Here is a 16,262-nt window from a genome sequence, read left to right on the forward strand (position 1 = left end):
GCCCACCGAAATGCCGCCGAACCCCACGCCGTGGTAGCCGCGCTCACGACCCACGAGGCGGTAGCGCTGCCCCTCGCCGCGGGCGCGGTGGTAGGCGATGGCCATCTTCAGCGCCGTGTCGGCGGCCTCCGAGCCCGAGTTGACGTAGAAGACCCGGTCCAGGCCCGGCGGCGCGATCTTCACCAGCTGGTTGGCGAAGTCGAAGGCCAGCGGATGACCCATCTGGAACGAGGGCGCGTAATCCAGGCTCATCAGCTGGTGCTGGACGGCGGCGGCGATCTCCGGCCGCGCATGGCCGGCGTTGACGCACCAGAGCCCCGCCGTGCCGTCCAGGATCTCGCGGCCGTCGTCGGAGCGGTAGTACATGCCGCTAGCCGACACGAGCATGCGTGGGGCGGCCTTGAACTGCCGGTTCGCCGTGAACGGCATCCAATAGGCCGACATGTCGGTCCGGTTCGCGATCTGCGCGGCGTCGTCCATGAGGTCTCTCCCGATCGGCCCGCACGAAACCAGCTTCCGACCGGACTCGCCACCCCTTGCCAGGACGCAACGGCAAGCAGGTAACTGACGATCACCGCCCTCAGAGCGGACAAGGAGGCCGTCGCCATGCGTTTCGGGATCTTCTACGAACACCAGCTGCCCAAGCCCTGGAACCCTGGCGACGAAGCCAAGCTGTTCCACGACGCCCTCGAACAGGTGCAGCTCGCCGACCGGCTCGGTTACGACTACGCCTGGGAGGTTGAGCACCACTTCCTGGAGGAATACTCCCACTCCTCCGCCCCCGAAGTGTTCCTGGCGGCCTGCGCGGCGCTGACCAAGAACATCCGGGTTGGCCACGGCATCCGCCAGGTGATCCCCAACTACAACCACCCCGCCCGCACGGCCGAGGGGCTGGCGACGCTGGACATCATTTCGCGCGGCCGACTCGACTTCGGGATCGGGGAGGGCGCCACGCGCCTGGAACTGGGCGGTTTCGGCATCCCCGCCAAGGAGAAGCGGGCTCTGGCCATCGAGGCCGGCGAGCAGATCGCCAACATGATGGTGATGGACCCCTACCCCGGCTACGAGGGCAAGGGCTTCTCCTTCCCCTGCCGTAACGTGCTGCCCAAGCCGGTGCAGAGCCCGCACCCGCCCATGTGGATGGCCTGCACCAACCGCGACACCATCAAGGTCGCCGCCTCCATCGGCGTCGGCGCGCTGGCCTTCTCGTTCCTCGACCCGGAAGAAGCCAAGACCTGGTCGGAGATCTACTACGGCATCATCAAGTCGGATGAGTGCCGTCCCATCGGCCACGCGGTGAACGCCAACCTGGCCATGGTCTCCAACTTCTCGCTGCACCCTGACCGCGACGAGGCGATCCGGCGCGGCCAGGAGGGCTTCGAGTTCTTCTCCTATGCCGTCAACGCCCTGGTGGCCCACGACGTGCGGCCGGGCCGCTCCACCCTGTTCGAGGACTTCCAGAAGTCGCGCGCCGCCAGCGACGAGGAGATCATGGCCGTGCGGCGCGGGGCCAAGTTCAACGCCAGCGGCATCGGCACGCCGGACGACATCCGCGAGCACATCCGCGGCTTCCAGGCCGCCGGCGTCGACCAGGTGATCTTCCTGCAGCAGGCCGGCCGCAACAAGCATGCGCACATCTGCGAAGCCCTGGAGCTGTTCGCCGCTGAGGTGATGCCGGAATTCAAGGCCCAGGTCGCCGAGCGGGAGGCGAAGAAGGCCGCCGAGCTCGCGCCCTATCTGGAGGCCGCTATGGCGCGGAAGAACTGGATGAAGCCCCTGACCGACGCGGAGATCCCGATCGTGCCGGCCTCGCGGGCCCGGGCCCAGACCGCGGCCACCCCCAGCTAGCGGGACTTCGGGAACTCGCCCGTCTGGCACTGCCGGGCGGCGAGGGTCTCCGGCGGCGTGGTCTCGCCCTCCGGAATCTCGCGTCGGAAGGCGAAGGACATGACCAGAGGCGGCTCTTCCTCGGCGAAGATGTCCTTCGGGCTGGCGTGCAGCTCGGCGATCACGTCGATCTCGCCGGGCGGCGTCAGGGTCGCGCCGAAGCCCCAGATCCGCGCCGGGTCCCCCGCGCGGAGGCTGTAGGTGGCGCTGCTCGGCGAGTGCGATCGCGATCCCTCGCTCTTCAGGCCCTCGCCCTTCATCATGTAGTAGAGTTCCACGTCGCTGCCGGCCTCGAGCCAGAGCGCGAGCCGGCGAAGGTCGTCCTCTTCGACCGTCTCGACGATCCAGGCGCAGACCTGGGCGGCGGAGGCCGGGATCGGCGCCGCCATGATCGCGAGGGCGGCCAGCGCGGCTCTCAGGGTTGGCATCGATGGTCCTCCAGCGGCCGGCACACTAGCAGGTTTGCGCAACGCCGGTTTGCGGGCATCCTCCCGCTCGTCTTCGGAGGACCCAGCATGGCGGATGGCGCGACGAACCTCAGGGATCAGGCCCGCGATGCGGCTTACTCGACGCCGCTGGAGGACTTCCACCCCGGCGATCCGGAACTGTTCCTCAATGACGCCCACTGGCCCTACTTCGAGCGCCTCCGCGCCGAGGCGCCGGTCCATTGGTGCCATCGCGGTGAGTTCGGGCCCTATTGGTCGGTCGCCAAGTACAATGACATCATGGCGGTGGACACCAACCACGAGGTCTTCTCCTCCGACGCCGCGCTCGGCGGGATCACCATCCGCGACGCGCGCCCTGACCTCCGCCGGCCCAGCTTCATCTCCATGGACCCGCCCAAGCACGATGTGCAGCGCAAGACCGTCAGCCCTGCGGTGGCGCCGGCGAACCTGGCGCTGTTCGAACCGATCATCCGCGAGCGGGCCGGCCGCATCCTGGATGAGCTGCCGATCGGCGAAGAGTTCAATTGGGTCGACCGGGTCTCGATCGAACTCACCACCCAGATGCTGGCGACCCTCTTCGATTTCCCGTTCGAGGACCGCCGGCTGCTCACCTTCTGGTCCGATTGCGGCACGGCGCTGCCGATCAAGGGCGGGATCGTCGAGACCGAGGAGGAGCGACAGGAGAAGCTGCTGGAGTGCCTGGCCTACTTCACTGGCCTCTGGAACGAGCGGGTCAACCGCCCGCCCGCCGGCGATCTGGTTTCCATGCTGGCGCACGGCGAGCACACGCGGAACATGACGCCAGACGAGTACCTAGGGAACCTGATGCTGCTGATCATCGGCGGCAACGACACCACCCGGAACTCCATGACCGGCGGCGTCTATGCGCTGAACAAGTACCCCGCCGAGTTCGAGAAGCTGCGCCGCGACCACAGCCTTATCGCCAACATGGTCCCGGAGATCATCCGTTGGCAGACCCCGCTGGCTCACATGCGCCGCACCGCAACCCGGGACGTTGAGCTCGGCGGCAAGACCATCAGGAAGGGCGACAAGGTGGTCATGTGGTACGTCTCGGGCAACCGCGACGACGAGGTGATCGAGAACCCTGAGGCGCTGATCATCGACCGCGAAAGGCCGCGCCAGCACCTCTCCTTCGGTTTTGGCATCCACCGCTGCGTCGGCAATCGGCTCGCCGAACTGCAGCTGAAGATCGTCTGGGAGGAGATCCTCAAGCGCTTCTCCCATATCGAGGTGGTGGGGGAGCCGAAGCGGGTGCGCTCCAGCTTCGTGAAGGGCTACGAGACCCTGCCGGTGGTCGTCCGCCGCTGAACGCGGCAGGGCGGTGGCGCCCGGGCGCCCGGGCGCCTGGGAACGCCAGGCGTCCTTGGCGGTTCTGGGTCGGATTCAGAGGAGGATCCAATGCCCCGCGAGCTCATCGATACCGGCAACGACAGGCGCTATGTCCGCCGCGACGACAAGGGCCAGTTCAAGGACGTCACCGACGTCGGCAAGTCATCGGCCGCCGACCAGCGGCAGAAGGCGAAGACCACGGTCAAGAAGGGTGACGGCGACCGCGGAGACCGCGCTAAAAGCTAGGGCGTGCGGATCGCCACCTACAACGTCAACGGCGTCAACGGCCGGCTCTCGAACCTGCTCGAGTGGCTGGCCGACACGCAGCCGGACGTCGCCTGCCTTCAGGAGCTGAAGGCGCCGCAGGAGCGCTTCCCGCGCAAGGCCATCGAGGAAGCCGGCTACGGCGCCATCTGGCACGGCCAGAAGTCCTGGAACGGCGTGGCGATCCTGGCCCGCGGCCGCGAGCCCATCGAGACCCGTTGCGGCCTGCCGGGCGACCCTGCCGACACGCAGAGCCGCTACATCGAGGCTGCGGTGGGCGGGGTGATCGTGGCCTGTCTCTACGCGCCCAACGGCAATCCGCGGCCCGGCCCCAAGTTCGAGTTCAAGCTGGCGTGGCTCGAGCGGCTGCGGACCCACGCCCGGGACCTGCTGGGACACCCGGTGGTGCTGGCCGGCGACTTCAACATCATGCCCACGGACCTCGACGTCTACGCCCCAGAGCGCTGGCGCGACGACGCCCTGTTCCACCCGGCGGTGCGCGAGGCCTACGCCCGCCTGCTCTCGGACGGCTGGACCGATGCGCTGCGCGAACGTCATCCAGGCGAGCGCCTCTACACATTCTGGAAGTACTGGCGGAACGCGCTGCAACGCGACGCCGGCCTGCGGATCGACCATCTGCTGCTGAGCCCCAGCCTGGCGCCGCGGCTGCGCGCCGCCGGCGTCGACCGCGAGCACCGGGCGCGCGAGCACGCCAGCGACCATGCCGCCGCCTGGATCGAGATCGACCCCGCCTGACGATCGAAACTGACGTTGCGACGGCCTTGACCGCTCCCCGCCTGCGGTCCTCTAGTCACGGCCATGAGTGTCGCCGAGCAGATCCCGGGCTATGACGTTCCCGCCGTGGAGGCCTGGATCAGCCGCCATGTGCCGGCCCTGCGCCTGCCGCTGCGCTGGACGCGGCTGGAGGGCGGCCACTCGAACCTCACCTACATGCTGCAGGACGCCGCCGGGAAGCGGGCGGTGATCCGTCGCCCGCCGTTGGGAGAACTGCTTCCCAAGGCCCACGACATGGCGCGCGAATGGGCGCTGATCAGCGCGCTCGGCCCGACGCCGGTGCCGGTCCCCGAGGCGATGGGCTTCTGCGAGGACCCGGCTGTCACCGGCGCGAAGTTCTACGTCATGGGCCACGTCGACGGCCACCCGCTCTACAATGCCGCCGACACCCGCAAGTACGTCCCCGAGAACAAGCGCGTGGCCATGGCGCACTCCTTCTTTGACGCGCTCGCCGACCTGCACGCCCTGGATCCGGACGAGATCGGCCTTTCGGACCTGGGCAAGAAGGAAGACTACGTCGGCCGCCAGGTGAAGACCTGGTACCGCTCCTGGACCGCCTCGATAGAGCCGGCGCAATACGACGATCCGCGGGCGCATGCCCTGCACGACTTCCTCCTGGCCCACACGCCCGACCAGGGCCCGGCCCGCGTGGTCCACGGCGACTACGGTCTGCACAACGTCCTGATCGGCAAGAGCGGCCTGGTCGAAGCCGTGGTGGACTGGGAAATCTCGACCCTGGGCGACCCCCTGGCGGACCTGGCCTACGCCCTGAACGTCTGGCCGGACCCCACCGACGCCGAACCGCCTGCCGAGACCGCCGCCACCTCGCCGCCAGGATTCCCGAGCCGCACCGAGCTGGCCCAGCGCTACGCCGCGAGGACCGGGCGGGACCTGTCGAAGCTGGACTTCTACGTCGGCTTCAACCGCTGGAAGTCCGCCTGCATCGTCCACGGGGTCTACGCCCGCTACATGGCCGGGCAGAAGAGCAGCGACGGGGTCGACCTGGTCGGCCTGCGCGCCAGCATCGATCGCTCGCTGGACCTCGCCCAGGCGGCGATCGACCGCCTCTAAGCCTCGAAGCGGAAGGCCGCGCCGTCGCGCCGCACCCGGCCGGCCGTGGGCGAAGCGTAGTGGGTGCCGATCACCAGGATCTCGTCGTCGGCCCACTCGGCGAACATCCTGGCCCGCGTCGCGGCGGCGGCCTTGGGATCGCTGTCAAAGGACGGCGACCAGGTGGGGTGGGCCATCTGGCAGGGGTGATGGCTCATGTCGCCGGTGATCACGGCGCGCTCACCCTGGGACTCGATTACCACGCTGACGTGGCCGGGCGTGTGGCCGGTGGTGGGCGTGAGCCGGATCTCCGGCGACAGCACGTGGTCCAGCCCGACCATGTCCGCCAGGCCCGCGTCGAGGATCGGCTGCACGGAGTCTGACAGGATCTGCTGCTGCTCGGCGTCGCCCTCGGCCGTCCAGTGGGCGAACTCGGTGTCGCCGATGAGGTAGCGCGCCTTGGGGAAGGTGGGGATCCATTGGCCATCGACCAGCATGGTGTTCCAGCCCACGTGATCCACATGCAGGTGGGTGCAGACGACCGCGTCCACGCTGTCGCGCGTCCAGCCGGCTTCAGCCATGGCCTCGAGGAACCTGGTCTGCAGGCCGTTCGGCCCGGTCATCCCGGCGCGCGGCTTGTCGTTGCCGACGCAGGTGTCGACCACCAGCCGCAGGCCGGGCGCCTCGACCAGCAGGGCGTGGATCGACAGCAGCAGCTCGTCCTGCTCGTTGACGAAGTGAGGGTAGAGCCAGGGCAGCTTGCGCAGCTCCGCCGGCGTCGCCTCCTTCAGGAACACGGTGTCGGGGTGGTAGGCCATCGGCATTTCCATCTCGACGACGCGCGTGACCTTCACCGCTCCGATCTGCCAGCTCAGCATGCGACCACTCCCCTCGACTCATTTCTCTGTCAGATTCCAGACCCCGTCCCAGTCGTCGCCGGGCGGGTTGGCCGCGAGCAGCCGCAGCCGGTCTCGGTAGACCAGGGCCGGGCCGTCGTCTGGATAGAGCTCCAACGCGCCCTCGAATGCCATGGTGGCGGCCTTCCACTGGCGCTGGCGGTACGCGGCGATGCCGGCCGCATGGCGTTCCAGCAGCTGGTCCAGCCCTGCCTCGCCGGCGCGATAGCCGAGCGACTCGTAGACCGCCACCGGCCGGTCCTTGCCCTTGACGCGGATCAGGTCGAGCTCGCGCAGGATCGCCGGCCGCGTCAGGTCGCGCACGGTCATTTCCGACAACAGGATCTTGGCGCCGTACTGCTTGGTCGCGCCCTCAAGCCGCGAGGCCAGGTTCACGGTGTCGCCAATGACCGTGTAGTCCAGGCGCCGGACAGAGCCGATGTTGCCCACGACGGTCGGACCGGTGGAAAAGCCGATGCCGATCGCCAGCGCTTCCTGGCCGAGAGCCGCGCGGCGGACGTTCAGGTCGCCCAGCCGCTTCATCATCGCGTCGGCCGCGGCGATGCAGTTGTCGGAATCGTTGGGTCCCACCAGCGGCGCGCCGAACAGCGCCATGATCCCGTCGCCCATGTATTTGTCGAGGATGCCGCCGTGCTGGAAGATCACGTCGACCATCTCGGTGAAGTACTCGTTCAGGAGCGACACCGTATCGCGCGGACCCAGTTGCTCGGCGATGGTGGTGAACCGGCGGATGTCGGAGAACATCACCGTCACCTTCCGCTCCACCCCGCCCAGCTCCAGGTCGCCGGCGGAGAGCAGCTGGTCGGCCACTTCCTTGGACATGTAGCGGCTCATCGTGGAGCGGACGCGCTTCTCCTCGGTGATGTCCTCCAGCACCAGCATCGAACCGATCTGCGCCCCGTCGGCGTCGATCAGCGGCATGGCGGTCAGGTTGACGGTGGCGGTCCCGCCGTCGCGCTGCGCCAACTCGGCGTCGATGGCCATCTGGGTCTCGCCGGTGGCCTGGGTCTTGGCGAGGCTGTCGGCGATCCAGGCGTTGGGGCCCACGAACAGCGCGCCCGACGCGGTCTCGATCATGTCGGCCCGGTTGAGGCCCAGCATGGCCTCGGCGGCGTCGTTGGCGGTGACCACCTTGCCATCGGTGTCGAGGGTGACGATGCCGTTGGACGTGCTCTTCAGGATGCTCTCGTTGTAGTTCTTGGTCGTCAGCACGTCGTCGAACAGCTTGGCGTTCTCCAGGCTCACCGCCACCTGGGCGGCGAAAGCCCTCAGGCGCGCCTCGTCCTTGGCCGTGAACAGCCCATCGCGCTTGTTCAGCGCCTGGGCGACGCCGATGCGGGCGCCGGCCTTGTTGGTGATCGGCACGCAGAGGATCGAGCGGGTCCGGAATCCGGTCCGCATGTCGACCGCTTGGTTGAAGCGGGGATCGGAATAGGGATCGGAGATGTTCTCGATGCGTCCGGTGGTGAACACCGCTCCGGCGATGCCGGCATGCGTCGGCACGCGGATCTGCACCGTCTCCAGCCCGTCGGCGTAGAGGCTGAACAGCTCGTCGGTCTTTTCGTCATAGACGAACAGCGAAGCCCGCTCGGCGTTGAGGAGCTGGGTGGTCGCCGTCATGATCCGGGCGATCAGCACCTCCAGGAGCAGTTCGCCGGCCAGGTCCTGGGTGACCTCCAGGATCTGGTGTTCCTCCTTCAGACTGCCCACCATCAGCCCGAAGCCGCGGTTGATGTCGGCGTATTCGTCGGTGGTCAGGACATCCAGGTCGGCCTCATCCAGCCGCCCGCCCTCCACCTGCCGCATGGCCTCCACCAGGCGCGCCGCCGAGTTGGAGACCTCGCGCGCCGTCAGGATGGCCATGGAGATCGCGAGGGCGACGCTGACCACCACCACGCCGCCTGCCCAGAGGTACATGGACAGGATCTCGCTCGCCGGCACCACGAACCCGTGCTGGTCGAGCATCCGATCGAACTTGAACAGGAACGACACCGCCGAGAACACCAGCGGCAGGGACGAGACGAAGATGGCCAGGAACAGCACCTTGTTCCTGAGTGGCACGGAGATCAGGTCCTTGGCCTGTTCCGCCGGGATCGGTCCATCCAGGATGCGCGAGAGGCGTATGGCGATCGGCTCGATCACCTTGCCCACCGCGAAGAACTCGAAGATCGCGTGGGCCGGCGAGGCGAACACGAAGATCAGCGTGCCCAGTATGACGATCTGCCATGGCGCGATGCCCGCATCGAAGAAGACGTTGATCACCAACACGACGCTGACGAGCGACACGACCGCCGAAGGCCCGTGCAGGATCGTCACCCGCACCGCCGACAGCTGAGGCAGGTTGAGCGCCCGCACCAGCGCCGCGCCCAGGCGGGCCCGGTCGACCAGTTCTCCCCGGTCAAGGGCGCTGAGCACCGGCGCCAGCGGCTTCAGATGGCGCTGGATAGCGACATAGTCGATGAGCACGAACGCAGCGGTCCCTGGCGGCACGAACGCCCAGAACAGCAACCATTGGCGCAGCGTCCACTCCAGGCCCACCAGTCCCAGCGCCATGCTGATCGAGACGGCGACGCAGGTGGCGGCGGTGTAGATCCAGGTCAGCCGCCAAAACAGCGCCTTGCCGGAGTCCACCGGCCTCGCGCCCGTCTTCCGGGCCTCTACGAACGGTGTGACAGCGTTCACCGGAGCTCCGGACCCATTACGGATATGCGCTGCTGCATCACCGCCCTGTCGCCGTCGCGCTCCCCGTGCCGACGCAGTCTAGCCCCCCAGCGCGGCGGCGCCCAGACGGTTGAATTCGCTACCGCCAGGGCGGGCGGCAGGCAGATCGGGCGCGCGACAAGCCGCGGCCATTTCCCTATCGTCCCTCCTGCGCCGGCGACCACGGCGGCGCCGAAGAGGGGGAGATGTCTTGGGGCCTACTGGGCCGTCGAAAAGCCCGGCGGATAGCCCGCTGCTCGCGGTCTTCATGGAGAAGCGCGAGAACCTCCTGCTGTTCCTGGCCGCGCGGACTCGCAGCCTGGAGAGCGCCGAGGATCTGGTGCAGGATCTGTACCTGAAGATCGTCGCGCTCGATGCCGGCGCCGACGTGCGCGCGCCCACTGCGATGCTGTACCGGATGGCGTCCAATCTCCTGATCGACCAGGTGCGCAGCGTCCAGCGCTCGTCGCGCCGCAGCGCCGAGTGGCGAATGGACACCCGCGTGATCCACGGCGGCGAGGATGTCGTGGACGAGCCCCCCGCCGACGAGGTGGTCGCCGGCAAGCAGCAGGTTCGCCTGCTCACCGAGGCCGTCGCGGCCCTGCCGCCGAAGATGGGCCAGGCCTTCCGGCTGCATAAGCTGGAAGGGCTCAGCCAGGCCCAGACCGCCCAGGCCATGGGCGTCTCCATCAAGATGGTCGAGCAGCATATCCAGGCGGCCATCCGCCACCTGACTCAGCGGTTGCGGCCATGAACCGGCCGGCGCGCACCGAAAGACCTAGGGGTGGGACCGCGCGGCGCCGTCTTAGCCCCTGTTCAGCGCAGGCGGCGCAGATCGGGCAGGCCAGCCGATGACGAGCATAGCGCACGAAGAGCAGGCGATCGCCGAGGCGGGCGCCTGGCTGGCGCGCCTCCAGCGTGGCGACGTCGGTGAGGCCGACGGCCTGGAGTTCGACGCGTGGCTGGACGCTGCCCCTCAGAACCGGGCCGCCTACAAGAAATCTCTGGCCGTCTGGCAAGCCTTCGAGGTCAGCGCCGAACAGGTGGCCGCAGAACTTGCGGCCGCTTCGCGTCGCGCGCCCATGCGCAGCGCTCCGACCCGGCGGTGGATGGTGGCCGGCGGCGGCCTTGCCGTCGCTGCGGCGCTGGCGGTAACGGTGCTGCCGGGCCTCCTCGCCCAGCCGGAGACCCAGACCTATGTCACCGGCAAGGGCCAGCATCAGCGGGTCGCGCTGGCGGATGGCTCGGTCGTCGATCTCAATGCAGAGTCCCGGCTCAGCGTCACCTTGGCCCGATCGGAACGGCGGGTGGTGCTCGACGACGGCGAAGCGATCTTCGATGTCGCGCATGATGCGCGCCGTCCCTTCAACGTCGCGGCCGCCAACCACGTCGTCCGCGTCGTGGGCACCCAGTTCGATGTCCGCAACCGCCAGGGCGAGCTCACGGTCACCGTGGCGCGTGGCAAGGTGCAGGTGCGGCCTGTGGCCGCGGCGGCCGCGTGGCGGGCCTACAGCCTGACCGCAGGCCAGCGGATGGAAGTGGCGCAGAATGGCGCCGTCGCCCTACGCACGGTGGATCCGCAGGAAACCTTCAGCTGGCGGGTGGGCCGCCTCGTCTACCGCGAACAGCCGCTTGCCGAGGTCGTCGCTGACCTCAACCGGCAGTTTGTCGAGCAGATCGAGATCGGCGATCCTGCGCTGGGAGAAATCCCGATCACCGGGGTGATCATCCTCGATGATCCGAAATCGGTGATGTCCCGTCTGAGCTTGATGCTCCCCGTAAGAACAGTACCTTCTGACAGGGGGCTGCTGCTTCTTCGGAAGTAGGCCGAAGGCTTTAGGGCGGAGCTGGCCATCGTCGCGCGTTGCGGATCGGCGGCCGCCATCATTTGCGTGATGGCGGCGTTTGGACTCGGCGTCGCCGCCGAGGCCGCGCCCGCGCGCATCCAATTCCAGGTCGAGCCGAAGCCCTATGCCGAGGCGCTGCTCGACGTGGCGCAGCAGGCCAATGTCACGCTCATCGGGGCAGGCGCCTGCAGCGGTCATTTCCGTGGCCGACTCGCGGGCGCCATGACCCTCGAGCAGGCGCTGAGTCAGTTGCTGGAGAACGCGCCTTGCCGCTGGCGCGTCGTCGCGCCCGGTGGTGTCGAGATTCTGCCCCCCTTGCAGGCCGAGGCAAGGCCCCAGCCGCCGGTGATGGTCTCAGAGGTTCTGGTCACCGCCACCAAGCGGGTCCGCAACCAGCGTGAGCTGGCCGTCGCCGTCACCGCGATCCCGCGCAATCAGCTGCAGTCGACGGGCTCCGCCGATGTGGGCGAGGCCTCGGGTCAGCTGGGCGGCGTCCTGGCCACCAACCTCGGTCCAGGGCGCAACAAGCTCCTGCTCCGCGGTCTGTCGGACGGCGCCTATACCGGCCGCGCGCGTTCGATCGTGGCGACCTACCTCGACGACATACCGATCAACTACAACGCCCCCGATCCGGACCTGCGCCTGGTGGATGTGGAGCGGGTGGAGGTGGCGCGCGGGCCCCAGGGCGCGCTCTATGGCGCGGGCTCGCTCGGAGGCGTCTACCGCATCGTGGCCCGCAAGCCGGACCTCAAGCGCATCTCGGCGGAAGTGCGCGGGACGGCGGCCGACACGGCCGAGGGCGCGGCCAGCCGGGCGATCGAGGGCCACATCAACGTGCCGCTATGGCGTGACGTGGCGGGGCTCCGCCTCTCGGGCTACGACGAGATCCAGGGCGGCTACCTTGATGATATCGGCCAGAACCGCAGCGACGTCGACCAGACGGAACGGCGCGGCGCCCGGCTGTCGCTGTACGTGCAGCCGAATGACGCCTGGTCGGTGAACCTGACCGTGGCAGGCCAGCACCTGCGGTCGGAGGATACCCACTATACGACCCCCGGGCTGGGGCTGAACCGGTCGGTCCGGATTCCCGAGCCGCACGTCAACGACATACAGTTGGCGACCGGCACGGTGCGGGCGTCCTGGGGCTGGGCGCAGTTCACGTCCTCCACAGGCTATGTCCGCCACGCCTATGGCAGCCTCTACGACGCGACGGCGACCCAGCTCAATTACACGTCGTTCGCCAAGCTCTCGTCCGCCTATTCGGAGCGCACCCGCACCCGGATGTTGGTGCACGACATGTACCTGACGTCGCGCGGCGCAGGGCGCCTCGAGTGGCTGGCCGGAGTCTACGGATCGGACACGAAGCTCAGCTCGCCGACCCAGTTCCTGGTCGAGGTTCTGGGTGTCCCGGACGCCCTGGTCTACGGCGATACTCGCAGCGACCGCATCCGCGAACTGGCGGCGTATGGCGAGCTGACGTACGAACTGGCGCCCCGTTGGACCGTGGCTGTAGGTGGGCGCGTGTTCAACATCCGCGAGCACACGATCTCAGACGTGGTCTCCGAACGCTTCGCCCCGCGCCACGTCGACCGCAACCTCGGCTTCACCGGCTTCTCGCCGAAGGTCTCGCTGCAGCGCGAACTGGCGGGCGGGAACCTCGTCTACGGCGTGGTGTCGGAGGGCTACCGGGCGGGGGGTGTGAACTCCGGCGGAGCCCTGCCGCTGCCTCCGCAGCGCGAGACCTTCGCGCCGGATCGCCTGATCAATTTCGAAGTGGGGGTGAAGCTGCGGGCGCTGGACAACCGGTTAGCGATCAATTCGGCTGTGTTCTACGACATCTGGCGGGACATCCAGACCGATCAGTTTCGGGACTCCGGCATCCCCTACACGACCAATGCCGGCGACGCGCACATCCTGGGCCTGGAGACGGAGCTGTCTTGGCGCGACCCGAGCGGCCTCGTCGCGCAGGTCAACGCGCGGCTGTCGCGGATCCGCACCACGAACGTGAACTCGGATTTCACCACAGACCTCGTCAACGGGCTGCCCGGGGCGCCGGCGATTTCGGCTGGCGGCCTCCTGGGTTACGAGCGTGAGGTCTTTCGCGACTGGACCGTGCGGTTGATCGCCCAGGCCACCTATATCGGCCGCTCCCGGGTGACCTTCGACAGGACACGGCCCCTGATGGGCGGCTACGCGCGCACCAAGCTGTCGGCCGAGATCAGCGGTCAGGCCATGGGCGCCCCGGTGGCGCTGCAGGTCTTCGTGATCAATCCGCTGAACGACTTCAGCGATACCTTCGCCTTCGGAAACCCCTTCAACCCGGATCAGGTCCGCCAGATCACCCCGCAGCGGCCGCGCACGATCGGGGTGACCTTGTCCGCTGCGATATAATTTGCGCAGAGCGACCTAGGGATGGGCCGAGACCGCGCCGTCTATTCCGCGACCGTCACTGACTGGAGCAGCGGCGGTCGAAAGGAATGCGCCGTTGACCACGGCGCAAATGTCAAAGGTAGCGCGCGTTCCGAGCCCAAGGTCGCGCCACGGATGACTGAGGGCGGCCCTGACGCGGAGAGACGTCAGGGCCGCGCCTCTCCGTCGCAGGGGTCCCAGAAGAATCCGATTTGGCCGGAATTGCCGGTGATGCTAGGCTGTGCCGTTGATTGCGGCCGGCTCGGGCCGCCAACGCGATCTGGTTCTCCAGTCGCCTGAGCGCTCAAGACCTACCGCCCCGGCCAGAGGACGTCACACCTCGGTCGGGGCTCCTTGGTTCTGGAACCCGCATTTTCGTCTGTCACGCTCGCAAAAGCGCCGGTCCCGCGCTACGCCTACGCGCGAGGATCGGGTGGGGGGATCGCAGTGATGAAGTCGGCATACGGGTTCATGAGCCTTGGCCTCGCGGCGCTGGCCGCCGCCTTGGTCGGCGGCCTGTCCGGCGCGCACGCCCAGCCGCCGGCGCCATCTGGCGAGGCGGTCTTCGAGGCGCGGTGCAAGTCCTGCCACGAGCCGGCGATCGAACGCGCCCCCAGCCTCGCCGACCTCTCCCAGCGTCCGGCCGCCGACGTGCTGAAGTCGCTGACCAGCGGGATCATGAAGCCCATGGCGGAGGGGCTCAGCACTGCGGAGCTCGAGGCGGTGACCGCCTATGTGACCCGCCGCCCCGCGACCACCACGGCCGCCGCCGCGAAGCCTCCATCGGGCGCAGAGGAGCCGTTCGAAGTCGCCATCCGCGGCGGCGTGGTCGGGACTGACCCGATGTGCGCCTCCAATCCGCCGATCCGCGCCACACCCGGCGACTGGGCCAGCATGGGGGTGGACGACCCTTCCACCCGGTTCCAGCGCCGCCCGGGCCTTACCGCGGCCGACATCCCCCGGCTGAGGGTCAAGTGGGCCTTCTCGATGACCGGTGGCGGCCAGCCGGCGGTCGTGGGCGACTGGCTGTGGATCACGAACCGTTCGGGCAAGTTCTACGCGCTCGACCCGAAGACGGGGTGCGTGCGCTGGGCGGTCGACGACGTGGTGGCGCGCACCACCCCGATGGTGATCAGGAGCTCCATCTCGCCCAGCGGCTGGGCCACGTTCGTGGGCGTCGTGGACAAGACCGTCCGCGCCTTCGACGCCCAGACCGGCAAGGAGATCTGGAAGAGCCCCGTGCTCGAAGAGCACCGGTCCACGGTGATGACCGGCACGCCGGTGGTGGTGGGCGAGCGGCTGATCGTGCCGATCTCCTCGATCGAGGAGGCCCACGCCATGAGCAAAGCCTACGCCTGCTGCACCTTCCGCGGCTCGCTGGTCGCCCTCGACCTGAAGACCGGCAAGCTGCTCTGGAAGACCTACACCGTCACGGAGCCCCGCAAGTTGGTCCGCGAGAAAGAGGGCGGGCTGCAGGTGACGGGCCCGGCGGGCGCGGCGATCTGGGCGGCGCCGTCCGTCGATCGCAAGCGCGGCCTCGTCTATGTGGTCACGGGTGACAGCTACACCGACGTCAACACCATCGGTGCGGATGCGGTCATGGCCATGGACATCGCCACCGGCAAGATCCGCTGGCAGCACCAGGTCACCGAGAACGACAACTTCGTCATGGGCTGCGGTCGCAACTCCACCTCCGGCAACTGCCCGACCCCGCTCGGTCCCGACTTCGACTTCGGCGCCACGCCGATCCTGATGACCGTCGCCGGCGGCAAGCAGGTGCTGGTGGCCGGCCAGAAGTCCGGGCTCGCCTATGGCTTCAACCCCGACAACGGCAAGCTGCAGGAGATGCGCTACGAACTGGCGGTCGACTTCGTGCTGGGCGTGCATGTCACGCCCGAGCACGACCGCGGCCGGCTGCACTTCAAGTTCGTCAACTTCGACGGCTTCGAGACGGTGACGGCGGAGTTCTCTGCGCTCGAGGTCGGCTCGACCCGCCTGGACGAGCTGGCCCGCTGGCTGCTGGGCGAACCGCACCGCTTCCTCGAGGGCGCGCAGGGGCTGCGCCGGGTCGAAGCGTAAGGTCTGCTCACATTCCGCAAAGGCTCGGGCCGACGCGCTGCCGGTAAAATGCGCGGTTCAACTTCGTGCCGGCACCCTCGACAGGGCTGCAGCACCCGCGCCATGCCGCTGTTCTGGAAACCCTACACCTCCGACGTCACCAGCTTCATCGAGCAGCTGAAGGCCGCACGGCCCACGCTCGAAGACGAGCAACGCGCCGGCCGCGCCCTGCTGTGGGACAAGCGCATCGACCGCGCGGCGCAGGCCGACTACCAGGACGCACGCGTCCCGCAGCAGCCCTACGTCTACCAGACCAAGGCGGAGTGAGCCAGCACGCCCTGGCACCCGAGGTGCCTGCCATGCCTGCGCCCTCGCCCGACGCGCAGGCGCTGCCACCGGCCGTGGTGGATGCCGTGGCGGTGGCGCGCCTGTATGGCGAGCCGCTGTTCGCACTGCCGACCGACCTGTACATCCCGCCGGATGCACTGGAGGTGTTCCTCGAGGCCTTCGAAGGCCCGCTGGACTTGCTGCTCTACCTG

Annotated in this window: 14 protein-coding genes and 1 pseudogene; 11 read left to right on the forward strand and 4 right to left on the reverse strand. The window is 68.4% G+C overall.

Going from position 1 to position 16,262, the window contains the following annotated elements; all coding sequences use genetic code 11:
• Positions 1 to 480 (reverse strand): aminotransferase class III-fold pyridoxal phosphate-dependent enzyme (locus QZV94_RS14775; protein ID WP_293678671.1); only part of this gene is annotated, 480 nt, incomplete at its 3' end.
• A gap of 126 nt (positions 481 to 606) precedes the next feature.
• Between QZV94_RS14775 and QZV94_RS14780 the strand changes: the two genes are divergently transcribed.
• Complete coding sequence (locus tag QZV94_RS14780; protein ID WP_293678672.1) at positions 607 to 1,848, forward strand: LLM class flavin-dependent oxidoreductase; 1,242 nt, start codon at positions 607 to 609, stop codon at positions 1,846 to 1,848.
• Here the strand turns inward: QZV94_RS14780 and QZV94_RS14785 are convergent.
• Positions 1,845 to 2,315, reverse strand: coding sequence for a hypothetical protein (locus QZV94_RS14785; protein WP_293678673.1), 471 nt, complete (start codon positions 2,313 to 2,315; stop codon positions 1,845 to 1,847). The genes QZV94_RS14780 and QZV94_RS14785 overlap by 4 nt on opposite strands.
• 87 nt (positions 2,316 to 2,402) lie before the next feature.
• On the opposite strand from QZV94_RS14785, the gene QZV94_RS14790 reads away from it, so the two are divergent.
• The 4 genes from QZV94_RS14790 to QZV94_RS14805 all read left to right on the forward strand — a co-directional run bounded on the left by QZV94_RS14790 (position 2,403) and on the right by QZV94_RS14805 (position 5,813).
• Positions 2,403 to 3,662 (forward strand): cytochrome P450, encoded by a 1,260-nt coding sequence (locus QZV94_RS14790; RefSeq protein ID WP_293678674.1) that lies wholly within the window; start codon positions 2,403 to 2,405, stop codon positions 3,660 to 3,662.
• Between the two features lie 90 nt (positions 3,663 to 3,752).
• The gene (locus QZV94_RS14795) at positions 3,753 to 3,929 is read left to right on the forward strand and encodes a hypothetical protein (protein WP_293678675.1); all 177 of its coding nucleotides are present in this window, start codon (positions 3,753 to 3,755) and stop codon (positions 3,927 to 3,929) included.
• A 3-nt stretch (positions 3,930 to 3,932) separates the two neighbouring features.
• Positions 3,933 to 4,703 (forward strand): exodeoxyribonuclease III, encoded by a 771-nt coding sequence (gene xth, locus QZV94_RS14800; RefSeq protein ID WP_293678676.1) that lies wholly within the window; start codon positions 3,933 to 3,935, stop codon positions 4,701 to 4,703.
• Between the two features lie 63 nt (positions 4,704 to 4,766).
• Complete coding sequence (locus QZV94_RS14805; RefSeq protein ID WP_293678677.1) at positions 4,767 to 5,813, forward strand: phosphotransferase family protein; 1,047 nt, start codon at positions 4,767 to 4,769, stop codon at positions 5,811 to 5,813.
• On the opposite strand, the gene QZV94_RS14810 is transcribed toward QZV94_RS14805, so the two are convergent.
• Both QZV94_RS14810 and QZV94_RS14815 read right to left on the reverse strand, forming a co-directional pair.
• Positions 5,810 to 6,670 carry an MBL fold metallo-hydrolase gene (locus QZV94_RS14810; RefSeq protein WP_293678678.1) on the reverse strand — a complete coding sequence of 287 codons (861 nt, stop codon included), beginning with the start codon at positions 6,668 to 6,670 and terminating at the stop codon, positions 5,810 to 5,812. The genes QZV94_RS14805 and QZV94_RS14810 overlap by 4 nt on opposite strands.
• 18 nt (positions 6,671 to 6,688) lie before the next feature.
• Positions 6,689 to 9,391 (reverse strand): adenylate/guanylate cyclase domain-containing protein, encoded by a 2,703-nt coding sequence (locus QZV94_RS14815; RefSeq protein WP_293678679.1) that lies wholly within the window; start codon positions 9,389 to 9,391, stop codon positions 6,689 to 6,691.
• A gap of 286 nt (positions 9,392 to 9,677) precedes the next feature.
• On the opposite strand from QZV94_RS14815, the gene QZV94_RS14820 reads away from it, so the two are divergent.
• The 6 genes and pseudogenes from QZV94_RS14820 to QZV94_RS14845 form a co-directional block, all read left to right on the forward strand.
• Positions 9,678 to 10,163 carry a sigma-70 family RNA polymerase sigma factor gene (locus tag QZV94_RS14820; protein ID WP_293678680.1) on the forward strand — a complete coding sequence of 162 codons (486 nt, stop codon included), beginning with the start codon at positions 9,678 to 9,680 and terminating at the stop codon, positions 10,161 to 10,163.
• A gap of 97 nt (positions 10,164 to 10,260) precedes the next feature.
• Positions 10,261 to 11,235, forward strand: coding sequence for a FecR domain-containing protein (locus QZV94_RS14825; RefSeq protein ID WP_293678681.1), 975 nt, complete (start codon positions 10,261 to 10,263; stop codon positions 11,233 to 11,235).
• A gap of 69 nt (positions 11,236 to 11,304) precedes the next feature.
• Complete coding sequence (locus QZV94_RS14830; protein WP_293678682.1) at positions 11,305 to 13,647, forward strand: TonB-dependent receptor; 2,343 nt, start codon at positions 11,305 to 11,307, stop codon at positions 13,645 to 13,647.
• 468 nt (positions 13,648 to 14,115) lie between these two features.
• A complete protein-coding gene (locus QZV94_RS14835; protein ID WP_293678683.1) occupies positions 14,116 to 15,744 on the forward strand; it encodes a PQQ-binding-like beta-propeller repeat protein in 1,629 nt (542 codons plus the stop codon).
• A gap of 102 nt (positions 15,745 to 15,846) precedes the next feature.
• On the forward strand, positions 15,847 to 16,050 hold the full coding sequence (locus tag QZV94_RS14840) for a DUF3460 family protein (protein ID WP_209385660.1): 204 nt from the start codon (positions 15,847 to 15,849) through the stop codon (positions 16,048 to 16,050).
• Positions 16,047 to 16,262 (forward strand): annotated as a pseudogene (locus QZV94_RS14845) (hypothetical protein); the annotation flags it as partial. The gene QZV94_RS14840 and the pseudogene QZV94_RS14845, both read left to right, overlap by 4 nt.

It is taken from the genome of uncultured Phenylobacterium sp. (assembly GCF_902826855.1).
Lineage (GTDB): Bacteria > Pseudomonadota > Alphaproteobacteria > Caulobacterales > Caulobacteraceae > Phenylobacterium.